Here is a 25574-nt window from a genome sequence, read left to right on the forward strand (position 1 = left end):
CGGTTTAGCGCGGTTTGGTCAGCAGGTGGATCTTGCCCGGTGACAGCTCCAGCCCCAGCAGATTCTCCTTCAGCCAGGCCTGATCCGGATCCTTGTCATTGAGTTTGTAGACCGGTTTGGTCTCGAGCCGCTTCTCCATGCTCTGCAGCAGCATGTTGAGCATCAGCCCGAACTTCTTCTCGGCCGCCTCCGGCTCCAGCTTGTACTCCACCAGCTTCATGTTATCGAGAAACAGCGCGCTCTGGCTCTTGTCATAGCGGGGTCTCGCCTCATAGGTCATCTGCAGGCGGGCGTCATATTCGGTATTGTCTGGCAGGGCGATTTTGAGCTTGCCCTTGCCATAGACCCGGGCGGTATCGGGGCGTTGGCGACCGATCTGGACGTCGCTCTGCTCAAGCGTCACATGGGCCTTGATGATGCCCGGCAGCTCCAGCTGTTTGTCGACTTGCACCTGAGATTGCAGGTACTGGTTTATCTGTTGCTCATTGATGTCATATGAGCCTTGGCCTAGCATGGCCAGGCTGAGCAGCATAGATTGCAGGATCATGCGTGCGACCTGATAGAATGGATTTGCCTTACAGCATACCATCACGGCCGGTTGGGGTCTGCCCACCGCGCTGTTTGTCGATTAGAAGGAGTCCCCGTTGTTTAACGGTCTGGAACACGATCTTCAACTGCTGTTTTCCCGTTTTCTGGGTTGGCTGCTACTGCTTTTTCATACCGTGATTGTCACCGGTGTGTCGTTTCGGGTGGTGATGAAACGCCGTCCCATCGGGGTGTCGCTGGCCTGGCTGGCGCTGATCTATGCCATTCCGTTTGCCGGGGTTGGCTTCTATGTGCTGTTTGGTGAAATAAAGCTGGGGCGCCGCCGTGCCGAGCGCGCCCAGGCCATGTATCGCCCTTATGCCATCTGGATCCGCCAGCTGGCCCGTCTGTTCCCGCAGCACTGCTGCGAAGTGGGCGCCAAGGCACAGCCGCTGCACGATCTCATCCAGGGACGGCTCGCCATGCCGATGCTCTCCGGCAACCGCATGACCTTGCTCAACAAGCCGGACTGGATCTTGCGCGAGATAGCCCAGGATATCCGTCGCTCGACGCTCTCCTGCTATCTGGAGTTCTATATCTGGCATCCGGGCGGCGATGCCGACGAGGTGTGCGAGGCGCTCATTGAAGTGGCGCAACGAGGCGTGGATTGTCGCTTGCTGCTCGATTCGGTGGGCAGCAAGCAGTTCTTCCGCTCCCACTGGCCCAAAAAGCTGCGCAAGGCGGGGGTCAAGCTGGTGGAGGTGCTGCCGGTCGGCGCCTGGCGCATTCTGTTCCAGCGTCAGGATCTGCGGATGCACCGCAAGCTGGTGGTGATTGATGACAGGGTGGGTTACACCGGTTCCATGAACATGGTGGATCCCCGTTTCTTCAAGCAGGATGCCGGGGTCGGCCAGTGGGTCGACATCATGATCCGGGTGCAGGGGCCCATGGTGCCGCTGATGTGGTCGATCTTCGTCTGGGACTGGGAGATGGAGACCGGCGAGCGACTGCTCGACAGTCTGCAGCATGAGCCGGAGGCCTGGCCCCAGACCAACTACCGCGCCCAGCTGATCCCGTCCGGCCCCTTCGTCGGCGGCGACTGCATCCAGCAGAGCCTGTTGCTGGCTATCTATCAGGCGCGCAGTCATCTGGTGCTGACGACCCCTTACTTTGTACCCGACGATCCGCTGGCGGCCGCACTCAGTTCGGCAGCGGCGCGCGGGGTGCAGGTGCAGTTGGTGTTGCCGGCACGCAACGACTCCATCATGGCCAATTACGCCTGCAACGCCTTTATGGAGGAGCTGCTGGCGGCCGGGGTGGAGATCTACCGCTACGATGCCGGTCTGCTCCATACCAAGAGCGTGCTGGTGGATGATGACTTCGCGCTGGTGGGGACGGTCAATCTGGATCGGCGCAGCCTCTGGCTCAACTTCGAGGTGACCCTGCTGGTGGATAACCCCTCGTTCGTGGCCCAGATGACCCGGCTGGTACAGGGCTATATGGCGGAAGCCACCCCGATGACCCTGGCCCAATGGCAGGCCCGCCCCTGGTACAAGAAGGCGATGGAGAACATCTTCTATCTCTTCAGCCCCTTGCTGTGATGTTGTGGCGAGCCGCAAGAAAGTGGACTCGCCATCTGATTGGACTTGCCTAGCCCCGAGTCCGCCCCGTAGAGTGCAGTGACAACTCCCTGGAGACACATGGATATATGAAAAAGATAGTGGCCCTCGCCGTGGGTGCGGCACTGGTAGGTGGTGGTCTGGCTGCGTGCTGGTACACGGGCAACAGCTTCGACAACATCATGGCGGAGCAGATCGCCAAGGTGGAGAAAGAGAGTGGGCTCGACATGCAATGGCAGCCGGGCAGCAGCAACCTTTTCACCCGTGACGGGATCCTGAAGGTCGTGGTAACGCCGGAGGAGCTGGCTGCCATCGACAGCGAGCTGGAGGGCAGTCAGCCCATCGAGTTGCAACTGATGGTCAAGAGCCAGATCCTGCCGCTCTACATCAAGAGCCACTTCCTGCTCGATACCCATAATGGCACGCTAGCGCCGGTTTTCACCGCACTGGGCATGGAGCAGTGGGAACTCGGTCTGGAGTCGGTCACCAGTCTCTGGACCCAGGGTAACAGCAGCCGTTTCTGGGCCAATGAATTCAAGATCAAACAGGGGCTGGACGAGTTCAGCTTCCTGCCCCTGAGCGGCGAGTTCCACGGCAATCTGGAGGGGAATGGTCACCTCACCATGACCTGGCAGGGGATGACGGTCCATGAAGAGCAGAGCAAGATGGACTTGGTGCTGGCTGATCTGAAAGGGAGTGCCGACATTGCCGAGATCAGCGGTGTGCTCCTCTCGCCCCAGAGCGAGATGACCCTCTCGGCCCTCACGGTGCAACTGCCTGACAGCGTCAAGGTCGCCCTGCAGGGGATGACCACCGAGACTCAGCTGACCGGTGATGATGCCCAGACCCTCTCCAGCAGCTATCAGATGAAAATTGCCAAGCTGGATCTGGAGAACGAGACCGACACCCTGGCGGTGACCGACAGCAAGTTGGCGCTCAACCTCAACGGTCTGGATCTGGAAGGGTATCAGGGGCTGCAGGCCGCCGGTGGCAAGGGGGTTGAAGATGCCGCCATCCAGCAGGCGCTGGACAAGATGCTCAAACGTGGCGCGACCCTTGAACTGGCCGATCTCAGCGCCAAGCTCAACGGTGAGGCGGTGACCATGAAGGGGGACGTGAAGCTGGCCTCCACCTCGCTGGAGCAGCTGTTCAACAGCGACGCGGGGATGCAGGCCCTCTCCGGCGTGCTGCATGCCAGCCTTAGCGACAAGCTGGGTAAGGCGGTGCCGCAACTGGCCCCCATGCTCGATCAGCTGACCCTGATGGGTTATCTGAAGGCCGACAAGCAAGCGCTGACCTCCGAGCTGAAGCTGGAGAAGGGCGCGGTGACGGTAAACGATCTGCCGCTCTGACACTCGGCGCAGAAACAACAACGGCTCCCATGGGAGCCGTTGTTGTTTCTGGTGTTTGCATACGGGCCGTGTGGGCGAATTACTTGAAGACCACCGTCTTGTTGCCGTAGACGAACACCCGCTCGTTCAGTACCAGCTCCAGCGCGCGGCTCAGCACCGATTTCTCCACATCCCGACCCGCCTTGGCCATGTCGTCCGCACTGAAGGCATGACCGACGTGGATCACGTCCTGTTCGACGATGGGGCCTTCATCCAGATCGTCGGTCACGAAGTGGGCGGTGGCGCCGATCAGCTTGACGCCGCGATCAAACGCCTGCCGGTAGGGGCGGGCACCGATGAAGGCGGGTAGGAAGGAGTGGTGGATGTTGAGGATCTTGCGCGGATAGGCCTCGACGAAGCTCGGGGTCAGCACCCGCATGTACTTGGCCAGGATCACATAGTCAGGCTCATAGCTGTCGATGATGGCGCGAACTTGCTCTTCATGTTCGGTCCGGCTCAGATCATCGTGACTGACGGTGTGGAACGGGATATCGAACTTGCCGGTGAGCTCGGCCAGGGTATCGTAGTTGCCGATCACCGCAACGATATCCATATCCAGCGCGCCCGCGTAGTTCTTCATCAGAATATCGCCGAGGCAGTGGGTCTCCTTGGTCACCAGGATGACGATGCGCTTCTTGCCCGCCTTGACCAGACGGCGTTGGGCACCGGTGGGTAGGGCATCATCGAGGTCGGCCAGCAGGGTCTCGTCGTTGAAGCGCCCCTCCAGCTCGGTACGCATAAAGAAGCGGCCATTCTCGTGATCCACAAACTCATCGTTCTTGATGATGTTGAGCTGGTGCTTGTAGCAGATGTTGGTGATCTTGGCGATGAGCCCTTTGGCATCCGGGCAATCCGTGAGCAGTATTTTCTTTTCCATCTCTGTCATTTTCCGTTTGTGGTGTTGGCGCTGCTGTCTGCGCCGGCAGCGTTGTTCAGGCTCTCTTTTCGGGCCCTGTTTTTTGGTTTCGGGAACTATGCCATAAACCGATCCGCGCCATAAAGAAATTCGCCAGTCATGGCCTCTCGTGCTGGCGAGCGGGCCGCAGAGCGGGATCCCGGGCGCAATGTTGAAACGCTTTTCAGCCTGCGGGGGATTTTGACTGGTATCTGCAACCGTTTTTCTTTAGGCTGTCTGCGCTTATTCTCAGGGCGGGGTGCAATTCCCCACCGGCGGTATCCCGATTGACTCGGGGAGCCCGCGAGCGCCCGACTTGGCTGATTGCCGGGTCGGGGTCAGCAGATCCGGTGAGATGCCGGAGCCGACGGTCATAGTCCGGATGAAAGAGGATAAGACAGACCTTGCCGTGTTGGCCCTTGTGGGCTGGCTGCTGCATGCCCGTCTCTGTCTGCCTTTCCATGCCCTGATTCTGGTCCTTGTCTTGTTTAGGAGTTTTACCATGAATCAGTCTCTACTCAGTGAATTCGGTGATCCCGTTGCCCGTGTCGAAGCGGCGCTGTCTGCCTTGCGTGCCGGAGGCGGCGTGCTGGTGGCCGACGATGAAGATCGGGAGAACGAGGGCGACCTCATTTTCGCCGCCGAGTCCATGACCAATGAACAGATGGCGCTGATGATCCGCGAGTGCTCCGGTATCGTCTGCCTCTGCCTGCCCGACGAGCGGGTTCGCCAGCTCGAACTGCCGATGATGGTGGAGGCCAACTCCAGCCACTACCAGACCGCCTTTACCGTGACCATCGAAGCGGCGCAGGGGGTCACGACCGGTGTCTCGGCTGCTGATCGCATCACCACCATCCGTGCAGCCATCGCAGACGGCGCCAAACCGGGCGATCTGCACCGCCCGGGTCATGTTTTCCCGCTGCGGGCGCGAACCGGTGGGGTGCTTACCCGCCGTGGTCATACCGAAGCGACGGTCGATCTGATGCAGCTGGCTGGCCTCAAACCGTTTGGTGTGTTGTGTGAATTGACCAAAGAAGATGGCTCGATGGCGCGTCTGCCAGACCTGGTTGCGTTCGGTCGCAAGCACCAGATGCCGGTGCTGACCATCGAGGATCTGGTGCAATATCGTCAATTGTTGTCAGAACGTACAGCCTGAGCCTCATACGAAATTGTAATAAGGCAAAAATTTGGTTAACCTTTGTCCGTGCCCCCACCACACGGCACTCATTTTTTAGACGAATCTGGACAAAAACTGTTCATTCAAAAAAAAATGAGGGTTTTAATGCATTTATCTGTGGTGGGGACTATGCAAAGTAGGATTTTTTTGTGCCATAATCACGCCGCTTGCTAAACGTCTGGCGAGTTCAAGGGAGCTTTAAAAATGAAAAAATTGTTGTTGGTAGGTGTTGTTGGTCTGTCCGCTCTGCTGGGCGGTTGTGCAAACACCAGCGAACTGGAAACTTCCGTTCAGAATCTGTCTAACAAAGTTGACCAACTGGCTCAAGATGTTAGCGCAGTTCGTGCTGATCAGTCCAAAATCGCTGCTGATGTTGCCGAAGCCAAGCAAGAAGCTATGCGTGCTAACCAGCGCATCGACAACATGGCTACTTCCTACAAGAAGTAATCCATGCGAAAAAAATGGCGCAGTTTTGCGCCATTTTTTTTTGCCTGAAATTCACCGTATCTTCACTATTCCCACAGCACCTTATTCCCACAGTACCTTCTTCGTACTTGACCCATGAGGTCATGCCGGTCTCCCGGCACTCCCCCATCATTACCAGCCAGTTCGATTCCGATCAGTAGAGCAGACTATAGAGTTTGCGACGGTAGCTCTGGGCCGCCGGTGTGCTGCCCATGGTCGCCAGAATATCGAGATAGGTCTTTCTGGCATCGCCGAATGCCAAATCCCGCTTGAGGATCTCCAGCAGCAGTCCCAACGCCTCTTCCTGACGACCAGCCTGGTTGTATTGCACCGCCAGCTCCTGAGTCAGGGCAAAATCATCAGGCTGTTCTGCATGACGGGCTTCCAGCGCGCGCAGTTCCGGGCTGTCTGCCGCTTGCAGGGCCAGCGCCAGCCGTGAGCTCAGGGTATGGAAGTGGCTATCCTGCGCCGCCATCGGGATGGTGCCGAGGCGCTCCTGCGCTTCCTCCAGCAGGTTGAGGTCGAGCGCGGCCTGGATCAGCCACAGGCTGATGTCGTGACGTTCAGGAGCTAGCTGGTGTGCCTTGGTCAGATGGGCATAGGCGATGCTGGGCTGCTCGTCAGCCAGCGCCTGTTGTCCCTTGGCCAGCAACTCTTCCTCTTCTTTGGGGGCGAAGGCGGCGAAATACTGGCGCAGGGTGGCTTCATCCTGCGGTCCTTCGATGATCCCCTGTTCGTCAGGGCGACCCTGATGGAACAGCACCAATGCGGGCAGGGCGCGCAGGCCGAGCTGACTGGCCAGCGGCTGCAACTGGGGATCGTTCATATCCACCTTGGCCAGGGTGACCTGCTCATTGGCGGGCCCAACCAGTGATTCGATCAGCGGTGTCATCCCCTGGCACTCCGGCATCTGCGGAGCATGGAAATAGATGACGACCGGCTTCTTCATGGACGCATCGATAAGTTCAGCGTGAAAATTCTGGGGAGTAATGTCGACGATCATGAGTTGGACTCTTCAGAAAGGGTGTTGAGTAACATGGGGTTAAGCGAGTGGCAATTCAAGCGCTCATCCAGCCGGTAAAAGGTCACGGGGGCTGCCGTCGCCGCGAGGCTGAGCCAGCCGCTGGCAAATGGCCAATCCTGTACCTGATAAGGGGTGTCATCGAGTCGATTGTCGAGTCGCCATCCTTCCTCCGGGATAAATCGCACCTTCTCCAGTCCCGCCGCTATGCCGCCACCGTGGGCTTTCAGTACCGCCTCCTTGCGTGACCAGAGCCGGTAGAAGGCGCTCTCCTGCTCTTGAGCAGGCTGTGCGCAGAGCCACTCATATTCACTCTGTGCATAAAACCGGCGGGCCAGGGGGAGGGGATGATGCCGCCGTTTGCCCAGTTCGATATCCACCCCAAGCGGCCCCTGCGGGCAGAGTGCCAATACCAGCCAGCTGCCACTGTGGCTCAGATTGAACTGCCAAGCATCATCATGCAGTCGGGGCTTGCCGTGGGGGCCGTTGCAAAATTGCAGACTGGCGGCGGGTTGTTGCAGCCGCTCGGCCAATAGCTGGCGCAGCAGGGAGCGGCTCACCAGATATTCCTGACGCCGTTCAGGATGGGTCATGGCTTGCCAGATATGCTGCTCATCGGTTGACAGCCATTCAGGCAATTGAGCAAGCAGTTCCTGGCATACCCTGGCCGGTTTTAACAAAAAAAGATCGGTTTCGATCATTATTTTTCACTTTAAAAAGGTGCTGAAGCAGGGATAAAAGCCAGTTATCTATGAGGCCCAAGGCTCTTTTTGCGATTGTATATTGTTTGGGCATGATCACATTAATTATGAAAAATCGTGCATTTCCTTGCAAAAATGTGAGCTCGATAGGGATTTTCACTTGCCTCGATAGAATTCTTGGATATAGTCGGGTGCTGTTGCCTTATAAATTGCCCTTTGGGGCCGTATTTTAACAAGATTTACTATTTAGCGGGGATAAAGGATTGCGCCACCTGATGCTACTGCTGGTCGCGCTCGGAATGGTGGGTTGTGCCTCGGCACCCCAACCCGAGGTCGCAAGCAAGATCGAAGTTTCCATGGTTGAACCTGTCATCGAACCGGAAGCTTCCCAGACACCCGATGTGAATGAAATCCTGACTGTATATAAAGAGTGGCGTGGTGTTCCGTACCGGATGGGTGGCAGCAGCCAGCGCGGTATCGACTGTTCCGCCTTTGCCCGTGAAGTGTTCCGCAATGCCGTCGGTATCGAATTACCCCGCGATACCCGCTCCCAAGTCCATGAAGGGACGCGCGTTTCCAAGCAGGATCTGGTCGAGGGTGACCTGGTCTTCTTCAAAATCAATCGTCGTCTCAACCACGTTGGTATCTATGTCGGCAATGGTGAATTCATCCATGCCTCGACCCGAGCCGGTGTGACGCGCTCCAAGCTGGATAGCCAATATTGGCGCAACAAGTTCTGGCAAGCTCGCCGGATCGATATCTGAGTCAGGCTGGACAAACGGCTCGCAGTACGGACTGTTTTTCCAACCTCACTTGAACCGGGCTCGATAGCCCGGTTTTTTATTGCCCTCGTTTAGACTTTCCCGAGTCAAATCACTATAGTGTGGGCCCGTTTTCTTCGGCAGGCTCAGCATGAAACCCCGCATCCCATCAGCCGGTGGCCCCAAGTCGGGCGACCGCAAATCCGGACTTCACTCCCGTAATCGCCATCAGGCAGGTTACGACTTTGAGGCGCTCTGCCTGCGAACTCCCGAGTTGGCTGCCCACGTCTTTATCAATGACTACGGCACCCGCACCATCGATTTTGCCGATCCCGATGCAGTGAAGACCCTCAATCGCGCCCTGCTGGCCCATCACTACGGGATTGCCCACTGGGACTTGCCTGCCGGTTACCTCTGCCCGCCTATCCCGGGACGGGTGGATTACCTGCACTGGGCGGCCGACCTGCTAGCCGAGAGCGCAGACCAGCTCCCTACCGGCAAGGGGGTGAGGGTGCTGGATATCGGGGTGGGGGCAAACTGCATCTATCCGCTGCTGGGGGCCCGTGAATATGGCTGGCGTTTTGTCGGATCGGATATCGATCCGGTCTCGGTCAAGGCAGCCACCCTGCTGGCCAAGAGCAACGGACTCGGCAACCAGATTGAGTGCCGCCTGCAGGGTAACCCCAACCATGTGTTTCGCGGCATCATAGGGCCGAAGGAGCGCTTCGCCCTGACGCTATGCAATCCGCCGTTCCACGCGTCGCTGGAAGAGGCGAGCAAGGGGACGGAGCGCAAGCTGCGCAATCTGGGCAAGGAGGTGACAGGCGCCCCTGTGCTTAATTTTGGCGGCCAGAAGGCCGAGCTCTGGTGCGAAGGGGGCGAGGCGGCGTTTCTGGCCAACATGATTGCCCAGAGCAAGGAGTTTGCTACTCAGTGTCTCTGGTTCAGCTCGCTGGTGTCGAAAAAAGAGAATCTGCCGGGGGCGAAAAAGGCGTTGAGCCGGGTGGGGGCACGTCAGGTACGGGTGATCGACATGGCACAGGGCAACAAGGTGAGCCGGATCCTCGCCTGGTCCTTCCTGGATGAAGAGGGATTGCGTCGCGGCTGGTCGAGCGCGCGCTGACTCCCCACCACAAGGCCCGACGAGGGCCTTTTTTCATGATGAGCACCGCGAATTTCCCCTGCTGGCGGCATCTTTGGCAATCGATTTCCTCATTGGCAGATCGTGCTGGTTTACATGGTGTAAGTAGTTACTTCCGCCTTGGTACAGGTGTACGCCGAGATTTTTTTGCACTTACAGCTGAAACTTTAATAAAATAGGACTGGTTAGACCTCTTTACAGGCATTGAATCAAATAGGGATCGGTAGATGAAAGTTGTCGATTTTCTGAAGCGCAAGCGCGAAATTCTGGCGCAGCACCCCTTTGAGCTCAAGGATTGGCTCTCTCCGGCGATCCGCGACTACTGGCGTGAGTTTCAGCAAAAGGCACATCTTCACCCTTTGCTGGGGCGTGTGCTGGACTTGCAAGCCGAGTCCCAGAGCGAGCAGCAACAGGATGCAGCAACCGTGGCACAAGTAGCCAACGGTCAGCCTGCCGTGGCTCAGGAACCCGCAGTTGAGCTGGGGGCCGAGGCGGCCGAGCTCTATGCCGCCCTACAGGCCCGCATTGGTGAAGAGACCCATGTGGGCGAATGGCTGCACGTCAGCCAGCAGATGATCGATCAGTTTGCTGCAGTGACCGGGGATCATCAGTGGATCCACACCGATCCGGAGCGTGCGGCCGCAGAGTCGCCTTTCAAGACCACTATCGCCCACGGCTTCCTGACCCTGGCGCTGCTGCCGCAGTTGACCGGCTCGGTCGATGAGGCCACCCCCGAGTTCCCGACCGCCCGCATGGTGGTGAACTTCGGGCTGGATCAGGTACGTTTCCCTTACCCCATCAAGGTGGACAGCAACATCCGCGCCCGCACCAAGCTGGCCCGGGTCACCCCCATCAAGGGTGGGCTGGAGTTGCTCAAAGAGATCAAGGTTGAGATCGAAGGGATCCGCCGCCCGGGTTGCGTCATCGAGTCGGTGACCCGCATCTACTTCTGAGCCCCCTCATCGGCATGAATGGTGAAACGGGCCCGCTGTCGTGTGCAACGAACAGCGGGCCCGTTTTTTTGCCTGTTTGTTGCAAGGGTTGAGGCGTCAGCTATAGCGTGCCGACCCCAGCTTGATATGACTCACAAAACGGTGCGCCGTGCAGTTAGCCAGCTCTCATTTTGGCGAGTTGGCCGCGTGAGGCGATAGCATGTTATGCCACTATTGGTTTCTTACTCCCGATCCTGGAGACAATAGTGCCCATCAATAACAAGATTATTCTGCCACTGCTGCTGAGCCTCACCATCCTGCTGATCCCGACCCACTGGATCCCGCTGGAGGGGATCACCGTCATCGAGCAGCGGGTCGTGGCCATTTTCGTGCTGGCCGCCCTCTGCTGGATCCTGGAGCCCATCCCTATCTTTGCTACCTCGGTGCTGATCATCGTGCTGGAGCTGCTGCTGCTCTCCGACAAGGGGCTCTGGTTCATGACTGCCGACAAGGCTGAACCGGGGTTTGGTGAGCTGCTCAAGTCCACCGAGGTGATGGCGACCTTTGCCTCGCCGGTTATCATGCTGTTTCTCGGTGGTTTTTTCCTCGCCATTGCGGCGACCAAGTACCATCTGGACGTCAATCTGGCGCGGGTGTTGCTGCGCCCGTTTGGTCAGGATCCCCGGATCGTCATGCTGGGGCTGATGTTGATCACCGCCACCTTCTCCATGTTTATGAGCAATACCGCCACCACCGCCATGATGCTGGCCATCCTTACCCCGGTGCTGGCGGCGTTCCCCGACAAGGACCCGGCCAAAATCGGCTTTGTGCTGGCCATTCCGCTGGCGGCCAACCTCGGCGGGATCGGCACTCCCATCGGCACTCCGCCCAACGCAGTGGCCCTCAAATACCTGACCGGCGAGCATGCCATCTCGTTCGGCCAGTGGATGGGATTTGCGGTGCCCTTTGTGGTGCTGTTGTTGCTGCTTGGCTGGTTCCTGCTGGGGCGCTTCTTCCCGAGCACCCTCAAGCGGATGGATCTCAAGATTGAGGGGCGCTTTATGCAGACCCCCCGCGCCTGGGTGGTCTACCTCACCTTTATCACCACCATAGTGCTCTGGCTGCTGGGGGATCTGCATGGCATGAGTTCCTACGTGGTCGCCATGATCCCGGTAGCTGTGTTCCTGACCACCGGCATCATCACCAAGGACGATCTGCACAAGATCTCTCTCGATGTGCTCTGGCTGGTCTCGGGCGGTATCGCGCTGGGGCTGGCGCTGGAGGACTCCGGGTTGGCCGAGCGGCTCATCACCCATATTCCGTTCCACGAATACTCCACGCTGGCGGTGCTGATCGGCGCCTGTCTGCTGGCAGTGGTGATGGCCAACTTTATGTCCAACACCGCAACCGCCAATCTGTTGCTGCCACTGGTGGCAGCGCTGGCGGTCAGCATGCCGGAGCTGGTAGAGTGGGGCGGCAGTCACACCCTGATCCTGGCGGTCACCATTTCGGTTTCGCTCGGGATGTCGTTGCCCATCAGTACCCCGCCCAATGCGCTGGCCCACGCCACCGGTCTGGTGGAGAGTCACCAGATGGTGCGCATCGGCGTCATCATGGGGTTGGTTGGCACCCTGCTGGCGATGGTGTGGATCTACCAGATTGCCGCTTGGGGACTGATCTGAGCGTACGGCCGGTTTCTCATCTGTTGCCTGCTCCATCATCGGAGAAGTGCCATGGCAGGTGATGACCAAAACAGAAAGAGGAGCCGACTTGGCTCCTCTTTCTGTTTGCAGTTGACTCAGAAACTGGCGCCCAGATTGAGCAGGTGCCTGAATTCGGTCTCTTTGTACTTTTGCTCGAGACCGACGAAATGCACTTCGCCATCTTCCCACTCCATCTCGCTCGACCAGGAGAGGCGCAGGTGGTCGTTGAAGTAGTAGCGCAAGCCCACGCTGCCAGCCACATCTCGATTCAGAGTGATATAGGGGGAGGGTTGATCCAGATAGAGCAGATAGCGCCCCTGACTGAACAGCTCCAGTTTTTCCCGCCATATCGGGATGGGTTGGCGATAATCCCAGTTCATGCTGGCAAAGGGGTAGTCGATGATCCGGTTGCCTTTGAAGAGCAACCCAATCCCGCTCTCTTCTCTGAAGTAGGCCTTGCGCAGACCCCCTTGTGCTACGAACTCCAGCCGACGGCGCTTCTCGTTCCAGAAGCGGTAACCCGGCCCGGTACCATAGTCGAGGCTGAGGTAGTTGCTTTCCAGCATGTCATATTCGGCATTGAGCGAGCTGCGCAAAAACCACTGCTGATCGAAAAAGTAGTCAATGGTCGGGTTCAGTTTGTAGTCGTGGTTATCGGTGACGCTGTCAGACGTTTCGTAGGAGTACTCTCCGGAGAAGCTGTAGCGCCAGTCCAGATTGGCCAACTCGGTCTTGCCCTTGAAGTTGACGTTGTTGGTGTGCTTGTCCTTGTGTTTGAGCTTGATGTTGAGATCGCCACTACCGGTCCAGAGCCAGGCCTTGCGTTCATCCTGCTCATCCTTGAACAGGGTGAATCCACCTTTGGCGGTCGCCTTGGGTTTATCCTGATGCTCTAGTCGCCAGCGCTTGATGGCATCCCGCTTGACGGTAACGGCACCGGTATAGGGCAAAGAGATGCGTACCGACTCATCGCCAATCTCTTCGATGGTACCGGTCAGACGATCGCCATTGTTCATCCAGAGAATGTCTTTGGCCCACAAGGAGTGACAGGCCAACAGGAGTAGGAGGGGCAGGAATTTCATGAGGTAAGGTGACTCCGGTGTGACTCGGGCGCTGGTGACTTAGCCACTGACAAGTTGGCTGCTGATGGGGCGGGGCAGGCCATTTTTGCTCTCCAGCGCCGCCGTCACCTCATCCTGCATCACATCAGGTGCGCTGATAAAGCTTTCTACGGCCGGTGATAGCATCAGCGGGGCGCCATTTTCAAGCTCCTCTTCGGTGCGGGAGAGCGGGGAGTGTACCTCCAGCCAGCGGCGACCATCCGGTTCGATGGCTACCTTGACCGGTTGATTAATGACCCGCACCGGCGTGCCGATCGGCACAATCTTGAACAGGGCCTCGATATCGTCAGGTCGCAGCCGGATGCAGCCTGCACTCACCCGCAGACCGACGCCAAAATCCTTGTTGGTGCCGTGGATCAGGTAGTCGCGCTTGCCATAGCCAAGGCGCATGGCGAACTTGCCGAGGGGATTCTCCGGGCCGGGGGGCACTACGGCGGGCAGGGTGATCCCTTTTTGCTCCAGCCAGGATTTGCGCACCATGGGGCCGGGCACCCAGGTCGGGTTGGGATTCTTCTCGATGACCGTGGTGGTCATCTCGGGTGTCTCACGGCCGATATCACCGATCCCGATGGGCAGCACGATGACCTCGCTCTTCCCTTGGGGGAAGTAGTAGAGGCGCAGTTCTGGCAGATTGATGACGATCCCCTCGCGAGGCACATCTGGCAGCAGCATCTGGGTGGGCAGCGTCAAGCGGGTACCCGGCTTGGGTAAATAGGGATCTACACCCGGATTTGCCTCAAGCAGCGCCAAAAATCCAATTTGCGTATTTTTGCCAACCAGTTCCAGATGTTCATTCTGCTGGATGATGTAATCCTCCAGCTCACCGATGAGGCGACTCCCGGCAGGTGGCAGCTGGTAGCGTTTGGCCTCTGCCGGCGCCGCGCAGAGCAGGATCGCTGCCAGCAGCATGGAAAGGGCGGGCGTTAAGGGTAGGGGCTTGAGTTTCGGCAATCGCATAAGAAGATCCATCAGTTCAATCGGGGCGGAACATCATCAACACAGCCGCCAGGATGGCGCGATTGTTCCTCAATCAGCCCATGATTACCAGCTTGCCGCGCACTCGCAATGATGTGGGGATACATAGGAAACCTGCCAAAATCGGCATCACCCATAAATTTGAGCGCCAAGCAGGAAAAAGAGACGCCTCATGGCAATGGGTTAATATCACGATATGGATAATGGCCGGGTGTGTGAGCGGGTGGACACAGGGCTATACAGGGCGGCCTCGCAACGCGAACATCACGCGCCGCATTGTGAGCCTGCTCCCAGATATCTGATTCAGCCATTTGATATCTAAGAAATTTTTATTGCATCCTCGGCCCAGCTTGGGTAAAAATCTCTCCCCACGGAGAGATGCCGGAGTGGCCGAACGGGATTGACTCGAAATCAATTGTGGCAGAAATGCCACCCAGGGTTCGAATCCCTGTCTCTCCGCCACATACCAAGCCCAACCTGTTTAGCAGGTTGGGCTTTTTCTTTTGGTGATGTGCTGAGGGACTATCCGGCCGCCAGTGTATCTGTGGTCATCGATCCGGATGAATGCTGTTGGATGCTCGCCGTGCCCGCCAGGCTTGAATGCGCGCCTGGGTACCGATGACGAAGACGAAGAAGACCGGTACGAAGAAGATAGCCAGCAGGGTGCCGCTGATCATGCCGCCAAACACGCCGGTGCCGATGGCGTGCTGGGTCTCCGCGCTGGCGCCACTGGCGAGCATCAAGGGCACCACCCCGAGGGTGAAGGCCAGTGACGTCATCAGAATGGGGCGCAGGCGTAGGCGGGCAGCAGTGACAGCTGCATCAAGCAGTGAGCGCCCTTCGCTCTGCAACTGGCGCGCAAACTCCACGATGAGGATGGCATTCTTGGCCGACAGACCGATGATGGTGATCATGCCTACTTTAAATAAGACGTCGTTGGGCATGCCGCGCAGCATCACGGCCGCGACGGCACCGAGCATGCCCAGCGGCACCACCAGCATCACCGAGAGCGGGATCGACCAGCTTTCATAGAGTGCCGCCAGCACCAGGAAGACCACCAGCGCCGACAACAGCATCAGCAGAGGGGCCTGCTCGGCCGACTGGCGCTCTTGCAACGACTGTCCCGTCCAGGCCAATGCGAAGCCTGGCGGCAATTGCGCCACCAGGCGCTCCATCTCCGCCATCGCCGCTCCGCTGGATATGCCGGGCGCAGCCCCCCCGGCAATACGCACGGCAGGGAAGCCATCGAAGCGCATCATCTGTTGCGGCGATTCGCGCCATTCCGGTGTCACCACCTCCCGCAAGGGGACCATGCCGCCGCTGGCATTGCGCACCCGCAGGCCGAGCACGTCATCGAGCTGCATGCGCGCCGACGCGTCGGCCTGCAGAATGACCTGCTGCATGTGCCCGCCGTTGGGGAAGTCGTTGACGTAGAGCGACCCCATTGCGGCCGACAGGGTACTGCTTACGCTGGCGAACGAGAGTCCCATGGCTTCGGCCTTCTGTCGGTCGATCTCGAGGTGAATGCTCTCGCCGGGAGGCAGATTGTCGGGATACACATCACTGACTACCTGGCTGTTGGCGGCCAGTTCCAGCAGTTGGGCCTGAGCGGCCAGCAGCGCGGCTTCCCCCCGGTTGGCTCTGTCTTGCAGGAACAGGGTGAAGCTGGAGGCGGTGCCCAGCTCGTCGATGGCGGGCGGCAGCAGGCTCATTACCGTGCCTTCAGGAATATTTGCCATGGCTGCTTGTGCCAGATCTGCCTCTTCGGCTGCCATGGCGCCATGACGCTGATCCCAATCTTTGAGCATGGTGAAGGCCATGGCGGCATTGGGGCCTGCGCCGGAGAAGCTGAAGCCCTGCACCACCAGGTTGGTGTCCAGCGCCTCGCGAGAGGCGACGTGAGCCTCGAAGGCCTTGACCACCTCAAGAGTACGCTCGCTGGTGGCGCCGGTCGGCAGCTGGATGGAGGTCATGAAGTAGCCCTGATCCTCGTCTGGCAGGAAAGAGGAAGGCAGCTGGGCGGCGGCGATGGCCAGCACGGCGCAGAGGGCGGCAAAGGTTGCCATCATCCGTCCGCTGCGCCCGACCAGCCGGGTTACCCGCGCACCGTAGCCTGCCGTGAACCGCTCGAAACCCCGGTTGAAGGCACCGAAGAAGCCGCGCCTCTCATGATGATCCGGACTGACCGGACGCAGCAGGGTGGCGCAGAGTGCAGGCGTCAGGGTCAGGGCGAGGAAGGCCGAAATCAGGATCGACACCGCCATCGACAGGGTGAACTGCTGGTAGATGACCCCCACTGAGCCGCTGCCAAACGCCATGGGGAGGAATACCGCCGTGAGCACCAGGGTGATGCCGATCACCGCCCCGGTGATCTCCTTCATGGCCTGCGAGGTCGCCTCACGGGGCGACAGCCCCCGGGTGGCCATCAGGCGCTCGACGTTCTCCACCACCACGATGGCGTCGTCGACTATGATGCCGATGGCCAGCACCATGCCGAACATGGTGAGGGAGTTGATCGAAAAACCGGCCAGCAGCATCACCGCGAAGGTGCCAAGCAGAGCGATGGGGGCGACGATGGCCGGGATCAGGGTGTAGCGCAGGTTCTGCAGGAAGAGAAACATCACCAGAAACACCAGCACCATGGCTTCCAGCAGGGTGTGGATCACCTTTTCGATGGAGACCTTGACGAAGGGGGCCGAGTCAAACGGGATCGAATAGGCCATGCCCGCCGGCAGGGTGGGGGCGAGCTGGGCGAGACGGGTGCGCACCGCATCTGCGGTACGCACGGCGTTGGCGCCGGGGGAGAGCTGGATGGCGGCGCTGGTGGCGGCCACGCCGTTCTCCCGGTTGGAAAAGGCGTAGGATTGCGCCCCCAGCTCGACCCGAGCGACATCACCCAGCACCAGCTTGGCGCCATCGCCACCGGCTCGCAGCACGATGGCGGCGAATGCCTCGGGGGTCGTCAGTTGGCCTTGAACCGTGAGGGGAACCGTCAGGCGCTGGCCAGGCAGGGCGGGTTCGTCGCCGAGGCGCCCCGGTGCAATCTGGATGTTCTGCTGCTCGATGGCCTGCGCCACCTCGCTGATGGTCAGCCCGTAGGCGGCGAGTTTGGCCGGATCTACCCAGATGCGCATGGCCTGCTCGGCGCCGAACAGTTGCACTCGTCCTACCCCGTCGATGCGGCGCAGCTCCTGCACAATATTGCGTGCCATGTAGTCGTTGAGGGCAACCTCATCGAAGCGGCCATCCGGTGAGGTCATGCCGACCATCATCAGAAAGCCGGATGAGGCGGACTCCACCTGCAGGCCGGTTTGCCGCACTGCTTGTGGCAAGCGAGGTTCGACCGCCTTGATGCGGTTTTGCACGTCCATCTGGGCCAGCTCCGGATCGGTGCCCGGCTTGAAGATGGCAGTGATCTGCGCGCTGCCCGAGGCGTCCACCGACGACTCGAAGTAGAGCAGGTTCTTCACTCCCGACAGCTCGCGTTCGATCAGGCTCACCACCGCATCGTTCAGGGTCTGCGGCGTGGCGCCCGGATAGGTGGCATAGAGGGTCACCGACACCGGCGCCACCGAGGGATAGCGGGAGATGGGGAGCTTGGGGATGGCGATGACCCCTGCCAGCACGATGAACAGGGCGATCACCCAGGAAAACACCGGGCGATGGATAAAAAACTGCGGCATGGATAACTCTCCGATTCAGCGAATGCCACCGTCAGCCGGTTGGCTGACAGCGGGTGGTTGCCAGGGGGAGGCAATGACCTGACCCCCCGGGTCAGACGGTCGATCCCTTCGATCACCACCTGTTGCCCGGCACGGAGCCCGGACGCGATGCGGTACTGGCTATTCACCAGTTCAGCGGTGTTGACCGGAACCAGCTGTGTCTGCCCCTGGCCATCCACCACCCACACGCTGCTCTGACCCGAGGTGCGAACTACCGCCTGCTGGGGCACGCTCAGGGCGTTGGCATAGCGGGCACGGGGGATGCGCGCCTGCACATAGAGGCCGGGCAACAGCCGCCGCTCAGGGTTATCCACCAGCACCCGCAGCAGCACGTCGCCGGTTCCGGCATCGACCTCGATACCGGAGAAGAGGATGTGCCCCTGCATGCCGAGCGGCTTGCCATTGCTGCCGAGTATTTCCACCGCCAGTTCCGGTGCCGTTGAGCCAGCTTGCTGGCGCAGGGATTCCAGCACCGAGGCCGGTTGGCGCACATCGACGTAGACCTGATCGATCTGCTGGATCCGGGCCATGGGGGTGGCATCGGTTGGCGACACCAGAGCCCCTTCACTCACCAGCGCCTGATCGATGCGTCCGGCGATGGGGGCATCCACGCTGGCAAATTGCAGGTTCAGCTGGTGCCGGGCCAGAGTCGCCCTGGCCTGGGCTACATCGGCGGCCGCCTGATCCCGCTGGGAGATCGCATCGTCATAGGTCTGGCGGCTGATGGCGTCGGTGCGCAGCAGCGGCTTCAGGCGGTCAATCTGGATGCGGGCGCGGGCCAGCACCGCCTCGGCCCGTTGCAATGCGGCGGCGGCGCTGTCGACATCGGCCTTGAAGGGGGCCGGGTTGATCTGGAACAGCACTGTGCCTGCGCTGATCTCGGCGCCCTGCTCGAACAGGCGGCGCTGCACGATGCCGCTGATCTGGGCGCGAATGTCGGCGCTGCGCAGTGCCGCCACCCGGGCGGGCAGATCCTCGCTGATGACAAGCTCCCGGCCAGTCAGAGTCAGCACCGACACCTGAGGCAGGGCGGGTGCCTCCTGCTCTTGCGGTGCGGCATCGCAACCCGCCAACCCGAATGCGGCAATGACGGCGAGCAGGGCGCCCGCATACCGCTGTTTTACAAACATCATCCACTCACCTCGTTAAACCGTCTCTCCGGTGTGATGTGACCGAAAAGTGCATCGAGCGGCCATTATGGCGAGGGGCTATTGCGAATGATTCGAGGCTTTGTGGAGAATCCATGGAGGCGATGATAAAGTTCAACGCCACCTTTTTTCGAGTCCGACTATGTCCCATCTCAATGCTCCCGCCAGCCCGGCGGGCCAGTCACTGGTACTGATTGCAGAGGATGAAGCCGAGATCGCCGACATCCTCGCCGCTTACCTGCAACGTCATGGCTTGCGCTCCCTGCACGCCGCCGATGGCCGTGAAGCGTTGGCCATGCATCAGGCATTCAAACCCGACCTCCTGCTGCTGGATGTGCAGATGCCGCAACTGGATGGCTGGCAGGTGCTCAGCGAGATCCGGGCGCGCGGCGACACGCCGGTGATCATGTTGACCGCCCTCGATCAGGATCTCGACAAGCTGATGGGGCTGCGCATGGGGGCGGATGACTATGTGGTCAAACCCTTCAATCCGGCCGAAGTGGTGGCGCGAGTGCAGGCCGTGCTCCGGCGCTCCCGGGCCGTAAAGCCTGCCACGGCGAACGTGCTGCGGGTCGGTCAGTTTCAGATCGATCTGGAGAGCCACGAGGCCAGCATTTTCCGCGATGACCAGCAGCAGGTGCTGGAGCTGACCCTGACCGAGTTCAAGTTGCTCGCCTCTTTGATGCGGGCGCCGAAACGGGTGTTCAGCCGCGCCGAACTGCTGACTCACTGCCTGCCGGAGGGGGATACCCAGGAGCGCACTGTGGATAGCCACATCAGCAAGTTGCGCAAAAAACTGGAGACACACGGCATTCAGGGGGTCCCCGCCAGTGTCTGGGGCGTTGGCTATCGCTTCGGGGGCGATGCATGAAATCGGCGCCCGACCTTCGCAGGCAGATCATCCGCTCTCTGGGCTTGATGACGCTTGGCATCATCTCCCTCGCGGTGATCGGCACCTATGTGTTTTATGGCATCGCCGTGGCGTTTGTGCCGGGCAGCATCTCCGAGACCTGGGTGCCCTCCAGAGTCGAGATGTTATGGATCGGCTCCACCATTCTCATTGCATTGGGGATGGCGCTGTACGTGGCGGTTCGCCTCTCTCGCCGCATCCTGACTCCCCTCAACTCGGTGGCAACCAGCCTGCGTGAGGTGGCCGAGGGCAAACTCGATGCCCGTGTGCCGGAGGATGAGCAGGCGATCGGGGAGACGGCGCAACTGGTGCGCGACTTCAACGCCATGGCCGAGCGGCTGCAGAGCATGACCCGCGAGCGGGAGTTCTGGAATGCCGCCATTGCCCACGAGTTGCGCACTCCGGTGACCATTTTGCGCGGCCGCTTGCAGGGGCTGGCCGAAGGGGTATTTCCTCCCAGCAGCGAACTCTTCGAGGGGTTGCTGCGTCAGGTGGAGGGGCTCAATCACCTGATCGAGGATTTGCGGGTATTGAGCCTCAACGACAGCGGCCATCTGGAGTTACAGCGGACCGAGGTCAGGCTGGCCGACGAGCTTGCCGTGGTGCTTGAGGCATTTGCCAGCCCTCTGGCGGCGAGCGGATTTGTGTTGCAGCGGGAGCTCGATAGCGAACTTCATGTCTGCTGCGATCTGTTTCGTATCCGTCAGGCTCTGATGGCGCTGTTGGAAAATGCCCAGAAGCACGCGCTGCCGGGCCTGCTGACCGTGCGGCTGTATCGCTCGGAGAGTGTGTGCGTCCTGAGTGTGGAAGATGAGGGGCCAGGCATCAGCGAGGAGATCGCCGCCTGCATCTTCGATGCGTTTCGTCGGGGAGATCCGTCACGCTCGCGCAAGAGCGGCGGCAGCGGACTCGGACTCGCCGTGGTCAAGGCGATTGCAGAGGCCCACGGCGGCAGCGCGGTGTGCCAAGCTACCGGACGGGGAGGGAGCCGATTCGTGCTCTCCTGGCCCATCTCGGCCATGTCCGGTGGCCCTGAAATCTAGCCTAGGGGGGCAGGTTCTGATGAAGCTATACAGCTGACAGCTGCCCGCACAGGGGCGTTCGACAAGCGACCGTCATAGGGGTTTCTACCGCTTGTGCCGGGTGAGCAGGAGGGGTTGGGACATGGTTCATTTGGCGCGAAATCACGGTTTTTTGCCGCTAAAAATTGAAACCGTTTTCAGAAATCCTTTTCAACTGTGATCCGCTTCAAAGCTTTTTCGGGCGCCAACCTCTAGCATTGGCTCCACGAATTAGGGGCTAGCGCTCCCGATTTTCCCGCTGTGGGAGGTAACCGGATGATCCGGCTATTTCCTTCGTTACTTTCGACGGTCATCATGGATGGCCGTTTTTTTTTGAGTTATTTCACGGTAAAGGGTCGAGCCGCTGGCGCTTTACCGTTAAAATTCCGCTTTTGCACTTGCCCGTGAGTCTTGATGTCTGCGTCCACCCTCTCTTCGGATAGTTATGCCCTGCTCGCCACCCTGCAATTGCAGCGCGTTGCCAGTACCCGTTTGCTGCAAGAACAACTGGCGATAGGCCATGCCCTGATCGATAAACTGACCCGATTGCAGGATGCGGGGCTGGTCAGATTACGCGGGGAGCAGCAGTGGAGCCTGACCGCCGAGGGGACGTTGGCGCTGATCCTGGGGGTGCGTGCCGGTCTCTGCCCGGCGCCGGACTGGAGCCGGGTGCCCTCATTGACCGGGCAGGATCTCACCCATGCGGTGGTGCGCGAGCTCTGCCGCGGCAAGGCGGGGGAGATCCCGACCTATTTCTCGGCCAGCGATCTGCTGACCCTGCTCGATACCCCGGACGCTCACCAGTTGCTGGCGGGCTCCAGCCCCGCCTGGCAGCAAATGTTGCTGGAGCACTTCTCGCTGCAACTCTTGCTTGATGCCCCCTATGAAGAGCGCTGGCCGCTGGCCAATGCGCTGGTGCGCTGCGCTCCCGAGGTGCAAGCTCGGGCCAAAGCGTTCGAGGCGGAGTGGCGCTGGCTCTGCGGGGATGGCGAGAGCACATTGCCAATCGGCGAGGACCAGGATGCCGCCCCCGGCTGGCCGGCCCTGCAGGCGCTGGCCCAGCAGAGCCAGAGCGGCCCGCTTGGCGAGCGACTGCTCACCGCGCTGGGCCAGTGGCAGGCAACCGATGAGGGTGAGGCGGGCCAGTGGCCCCGTTCATTCAGTGCCCTGCTCTGGCTTGGCTGGTTGCAGCAGGCTGATCCCGTCATTGCCAGCGAACAGCGCAAGAAGTGGCAGCGCAGTCTGACCGGCCAGTTCCCCCTGCTTGCCGACCTGCTCAGCCAGTGGGCGGGTGATCGCCACGGTCAGGCGGTCGGCCTGTTCGATACCCTGCAACTGCCGGTGGAGGAGCTCCACTGGGGCTACCTCTGGCTCGATCTCTGCGCGCTGGCCCGTCACGGTGCCCAGAGTCCGCAGGTGGCCATGCTGCACAAGTGGGATCTCACCCATTTGCTCGATGCCGAGCCCCATCATCGCCTGATGGCGTTTTGTCAGGATCTGCTGCGCATCTTGTTGGGCGAGGTGGCCAAAGGGGCGCCCTTGTGCCAGCTGCGCGGCAGTGAGGAGAGTGCGCAAGAGGGCAGTGACGAGCAGGATGATGACGGGGACGAGGATAAAACCGCGGCCTCTGCCAGCTGGCTCAACTGGCTGCAGGGGCTGGGACGCTCCAGTGGCGTACGCAAGCCGCAGGAGCGGTTGGTGTGGCTGCTCCATGCTGACGGCCCCGAGCTGGAGTGCAAGATCCAGAAACTCAGTACCAAGGGGGAGTGGACCGCCGGTCGCCGGGTCGATCCGGCCCTGCTCTCCACCCAATATGCCGCCATGCTCGACGAGCACGACTGGGCACTGGTTCGCACCCTGCCACGGGTGATGGGACGACTGCCGCGGGATGTCTGGGCGCCGCTGGCCGATCACCCCCGCTTGTTCAACGCCAAGGGGCAGAAGCTGCAACTGGCCATCAGTGCCCCCCTGCTGCAGGTGGTGGCTACCGAACAGGGGATGAGCGCGCAGCTCTGCCCCGATGCGGCCGCCCGCGGGGCCCATATCATGCCGCTGGCGCAGGACCTGTGGCAGCTGATCCTCACTCCGCAGCCGCTGCTCGACCGCTTGCCAGCGCTCGAATCCATCCCGCTGTTGCCCGCCGAGGGGCTGGCCGAGTTGCAACGCACCCTGGACGCTATTCCCGAGTTGCCCTGGCACAGTCAGGTTGCGGGGCTTGGCGGCAACGCCGAACTGGCTCCCTGGCCGGGCATTCCTTCGGTGCAACTGGATTGGCAGGATGGCCAGCTGTCGGTCAAGCTGGTGACCCGCTTTGAGGATCTGCCGCCCCAGCCCCTTGGCAAGGGGGAGGCGATCGTGCGGCAGGGGATCAAGGCGTACCACTACTGGCAGCGGGATCTCGGGGCCGAGAAGCTGCAGGCCCAGTTGCTGCGCAATCAATTGCCCATCGGCCTGCCCGGCAGCGAGTGGCTACTGCAGGGGGAGCAGGCGCTGGCGCTGGTCAATGCCCTGCCCGAGCTGGTGGATGCCGGTGTGGTCATTCACTGGCATCAGGACAGCGCCCGTCTCAAGAGCCTTGATGAAGCGGCCCTGAGCCTGCGCATCGAGCGGCGGCAGGACTGGTTCCAGGTCGAAGGGGCACTGGCCCTCGATGAGCACCAGATCCTCGACCTGCGCCTTATTCTGCGCCAGATGACCCCGGGGCAGCGCACCGTTCAGCTCGACGAGAAGACCAGCCTGATGCTGAGCGACAAGCTGGTGGAGCGGCTCACCATGCTGGGGGCCATGCTCGATGAAGAGCAGCGGATCAACAACAAGCTGGCCTATCCGCTCACTCGTCTGCTCTCGGTCATTACCACCGAAGGGGATGCGGCGTGGCAATCCCTGCAGCAGGAGTGGCAGCAGGAGGTCGAGTGCCCGGACGAGCTGCTTACCTCCCTGCGGGACTATCAGAAAGAGGGGGTGCGCTGGATGGCGACCCTGGCCCATCACGGTTTTGGTGCCTGTCTGGCCGATGACATGGGTCTGGGCAAGACGCTGCAGGCGCTGATTGTGTTGCGGATGCGCCAGCACCTTGGCCCTGCGCTGGTGGTGGTGCCCAAGTCAGTGGTCACCAACTGGCAGGAGGAGGTGGCCCGTTTCGCCCCCGAGCTGGATGTGGTGGTGTTCGAGAATCCGGCCGAGCGGGAGGGGATTATTCGCGAGGCCAAGGCCGGTCAGGTGATCCTCATCAACTACGGCATGCTTGGCAGCCTGGCGGAGGCGCTCAAGTCCCGCCGCTGGTCTTCCATGGTGCTTGATGAGGCCCAGCAGATCAAAAACGCCGGCACCCAGCGCGCCAAGCTGTTGTTCCAGCTCGACGGCGATTTTCGCCTCGCCCTCTCCGGCACCCCCATCGAGAACCATTTGGGGGAGCTGTGGAGCCTCTTTACCTTCATCAACCCGGGGCTGCTCGGCAGCCTCGGCGAGTTCAAACGTCGCTTTGGCAAGGCGGTCAAGGATCCCCAGCACATGGCACTGCTGCGGGCGGTGATCAGCCCCTTCATCCTGCGCCGTCTCAAGCAGCAGGTGCTGACCGAGCTGCCGGACAAGACCGAGATCATCCACCACATCAGCCTCTCCCCCGAAGAGCGCCAGCTCTACGAGGCGACCCGGCGGGAAGTGGTGCAGCAGGTGCAAAGCGCCGATGGTCGCGCCCTGATGCATGTACTGAGTGGCCTGACCCGGCTGCGCCGTCTCTGCTGCTCACCGGAGCTGGTGATGCCCGAGTGGTCGCAGACCAGCAGCAAGCTGGACGAGGCGATGGCCCTGCTGGAAGAGGCGATCGACGGCGGTCATCGGGTGCTGGTGTTCAGCCAGTTCGTCGATCTGCTGAGCCTGCTGCGTGCCCGCATCGAGCAAAAATCCTGGGATTACTGCTATCTTGATGGGGGCTGCTCTGCCAAGTCCCGTCAGGACTCCATCCTGCGTTTTCGTCATGAGGAGGTGCCGCTGTTCCTCATCAGCCTCAAGGCAGGGGGGACCGGCCTCAACCTCACCCAGGCCGATACCGTGCTGCACCTCGATCCCTGGTGGAACCCGGCGGTGGAAGATCAGGCGAGCGATCGGGCCCACCGCATGGGCCAGACCCAGCCGGTGACCGTGTACCGGCTGGTGTGCGAGCAGACGGTGGAGGAGAAGATTGTCGCCCTGCACGACGAGAAGCGGGCGCTGGCCGATGGCCTGCTGAGCGGCCAGTCCGAGGTGCGCGGGCTGGATGTGGAGAGCCTGCGGGCCCTGCTGATGGGCTGATTGGCGACGCCGCCTT

18 protein-coding genes, 1 tRNA gene, 1 pseudogene and 1 riboswitch are annotated in these 25574 nt (G+C 60.6%); of the genes and pseudogenes, 12 read left to right on the forward strand and 8 right to left on the reverse strand.

Translation table 11 applies throughout. The features are described from left to right. Positions 1–4: 4 nt before the first annotated feature. Entirely contained in the window at positions 5–547 is a 543-nt protein-coding gene (locus ACTG19_RS20425; protein ID WP_005353308.1) for a DUF1439 domain-containing protein, read from the reverse strand. 97 nt (positions 548–644) lie between these two features. Here ACTG19_RS20425 and cls point away from each other — a divergent pair, with 97 nt between their 5' ends. Together cls and ACTG19_RS20435 are read left to right on the forward strand one after the other, a co-directional pair. Next, complete coding sequence (gene cls / locus ACTG19_RS20430; protein WP_005361740.1) at positions 645–2126, forward strand: cardiolipin synthase; 1482 nt, start codon at positions 645–647, stop codon at positions 2124–2126. Positions 2127–2233: 107 nt separating this feature from the next. Continuing rightward, complete coding sequence (locus ACTG19_RS20435) at positions 2234–3496, forward strand: DUF945 family protein (protein WP_113739158.1); 1263 nt, start codon at positions 2234–2236, stop codon at positions 3494–3496. 79 nt (positions 3497–3575) lie between these two features. Here ACTG19_RS20435 and purU read toward each other — a convergent pair whose 3' ends face one another. Next, positions 3576–4412, reverse strand: coding sequence for a formyltetrahydrofolate deformylase (gene purU / locus ACTG19_RS20440; protein WP_019445959.1), 837 nt, complete (start codon positions 4410–4412; stop codon positions 3576–3578). A 259-nt stretch (positions 4413–4671) separates the two neighbouring features. Beyond that, positions 4672–4828: riboswitch (FMN riboswitch) on the forward strand. Between the two features lie 104 nt (positions 4829–4932). Between purU and ribB the strand changes: the two genes are divergently transcribed. Further along, complete coding sequence (ribB, locus tag ACTG19_RS20445) at positions 4933–5586, forward strand: 3,4-dihydroxy-2-butanone-4-phosphate synthase (protein WP_005334344.1); 654 nt, start codon at positions 4933–4935, stop codon at positions 5584–5586. 225 nt (positions 5587–5811) lie between these two features. After that, the gene (locus ACTG19_RS20450) at positions 5812–6054 is read left to right on the forward strand and encodes an Lpp/OprI family alanine-zipper lipoprotein (RefSeq protein ID WP_005334342.1); all 243 of its coding nucleotides are present in this window, start codon (positions 5812–5814) and stop codon (positions 6052–6054) included. Between the two features lie 172 nt (positions 6055–6226). Here ACTG19_RS20450 and ACTG19_RS20455 read toward each other — a convergent pair whose 3' ends face one another. Both ACTG19_RS20455 and ACTG19_RS20460 read right to left on the reverse strand, forming a co-directional pair. Beyond that, positions 6227–7075 carry a tetratricopeptide repeat protein gene (locus ACTG19_RS20455; RefSeq protein WP_113739159.1) on the reverse strand — a complete coding sequence of 283 codons (849 nt, stop codon included), beginning with the start codon at positions 7073–7075 and terminating at the stop codon, positions 6227–6229. Then, on the reverse strand, positions 7072–7794 hold the full coding sequence (locus ACTG19_RS20460; RefSeq protein ID WP_113739160.1) for a 4'-phosphopantetheinyl transferase family protein: 723 nt from the start codon (positions 7792–7794) through the stop codon (positions 7072–7074). The genes ACTG19_RS20455 and ACTG19_RS20460 overlap by 4 nt, the downstream gene beginning before the upstream one ends. 275 nt (positions 7795–8069) lie before the next feature. Between ACTG19_RS20460 and ACTG19_RS20465 the strand changes: the two genes are divergently transcribed. The 4 genes from ACTG19_RS20465 (at position 8070) to ACTG19_RS20480 (ending at position 12310) form a co-directional block, all read left to right on the forward strand. Next, positions 8070–8558, forward strand: a complete 489-nt coding sequence (locus tag ACTG19_RS20465) for a C40 family peptidase (RefSeq protein ID WP_005334331.1) — start codon at positions 8070–8072, stop codon at positions 8556–8558. A gap of 148 nt (positions 8559–8706) precedes the next feature. Then, positions 8707–9678, forward strand: coding sequence for a 23S rRNA (adenine(1618)-N(6))-methyltransferase RlmF (rlmF, locus tag ACTG19_RS20470; protein ID WP_113739161.1), 972 nt, complete (start codon positions 8707–8709; stop codon positions 9676–9678). 245 nt (positions 9679–9923) lie between these two features. After that, entirely contained in the window at positions 9924–10649 is a 726-nt protein-coding gene (locus ACTG19_RS20475) for a MaoC family dehydratase (protein WP_019445964.1), read from the forward strand. A 245-nt stretch (positions 10650–10894) separates the two neighbouring features. Next, on the forward strand, positions 10895–12310 hold the full coding sequence (locus tag ACTG19_RS20480; RefSeq protein WP_113739162.1) for an SLC13 family permease: 1416 nt from the start codon (positions 10895–10897) through the stop codon (positions 12308–12310). A 116-nt stretch (positions 12311–12426) separates the two neighbouring features. Here ACTG19_RS20480 and ACTG19_RS20485 read toward each other — a convergent pair whose 3' ends face one another. Together ACTG19_RS20485 and ACTG19_RS20490 are read right to left on the reverse strand one after the other, a co-directional pair. After that, positions 12427–13413: a DUF481 domain-containing protein gene (locus ACTG19_RS20485; protein WP_113739163.1), complete on the reverse strand. Its 987-nt coding sequence runs from the start codon at positions 13411–13413 to the stop codon at positions 12427–12429. A 39-nt stretch (positions 13414–13452) separates the two neighbouring features. Further along, the gene (locus ACTG19_RS20490; protein WP_234923082.1) at positions 13453–14361 is read right to left on the reverse strand and encodes a L,D-transpeptidase family protein; all 909 of its coding nucleotides are present in this window, start codon (positions 14359–14361) and stop codon (positions 13453–13455) included. Positions 14362–14799: 438 nt separating this feature from the next. On the opposite strand from ACTG19_RS20490, the gene ACTG19_RS20495 reads away from it, so the two are divergent. Further along, a tRNA-Ser gene (locus tag ACTG19_RS20495) sits at positions 14800–14889 on the forward strand. 86 nt (positions 14890–14975) lie between these two features. Here ACTG19_RS20495 and ACTG19_RS20500 read toward each other — a convergent pair. Together ACTG19_RS20500 and ACTG19_RS20505 are read right to left on the reverse strand one after the other, a co-directional pair. Further along, complete coding sequence (locus tag ACTG19_RS20500) at positions 14976–18110, reverse strand: multidrug efflux RND transporter permease subunit (RefSeq protein WP_439989511.1); 3135 nt, start codon at positions 18108–18110, stop codon at positions 14976–14978. Positions 18111–18125: 15 nt separating this feature from the next. Next, positions 18126–19282 (reverse strand): annotated as a pseudogene (locus tag ACTG19_RS20505) (efflux RND transporter periplasmic adaptor subunit). A 157-nt stretch (positions 19283–19439) separates the two neighbouring features. Here ACTG19_RS20505 and ACTG19_RS20510 point away from each other — a divergent pair. The 3 genes from ACTG19_RS20510 (at position 19440) to ACTG19_RS20520 (ending at position 25558) form a co-directional block, all read left to right on the forward strand. Beyond that, positions 19440–20168, forward strand: a complete 729-nt coding sequence (locus tag ACTG19_RS20510) for a response regulator (protein WP_113739168.1) — start codon at positions 19440–19442, stop codon at positions 20166–20168. After that, on the forward strand, positions 20165–21250 hold the full coding sequence (locus ACTG19_RS20515; RefSeq protein ID WP_439989512.1) for an ATP-binding protein: 1086 nt from the start codon (positions 20165–20167) through the stop codon (positions 21248–21250). Before ACTG19_RS20510 ends, ACTG19_RS20515 begins: the two co-directional genes overlap by 4 nt. A gap of 432 nt (positions 21251–21682) precedes the next feature. Next, a complete protein-coding gene (locus ACTG19_RS20520; protein WP_439989513.1) occupies positions 21683–25558 on the forward strand; it encodes an SNF2-related protein in 3876 nt (1291 codons plus the stop codon). Positions 25559–25574: the final 16 nt, after the last annotated feature.

This window comes from Aeromonas sp. 3P (genome assembly GCF_051919745.1).
GTDB lineage: Bacteria > Pseudomonadota > Gammaproteobacteria > Enterobacterales > Aeromonadaceae > Aeromonas > Aeromonas veronii.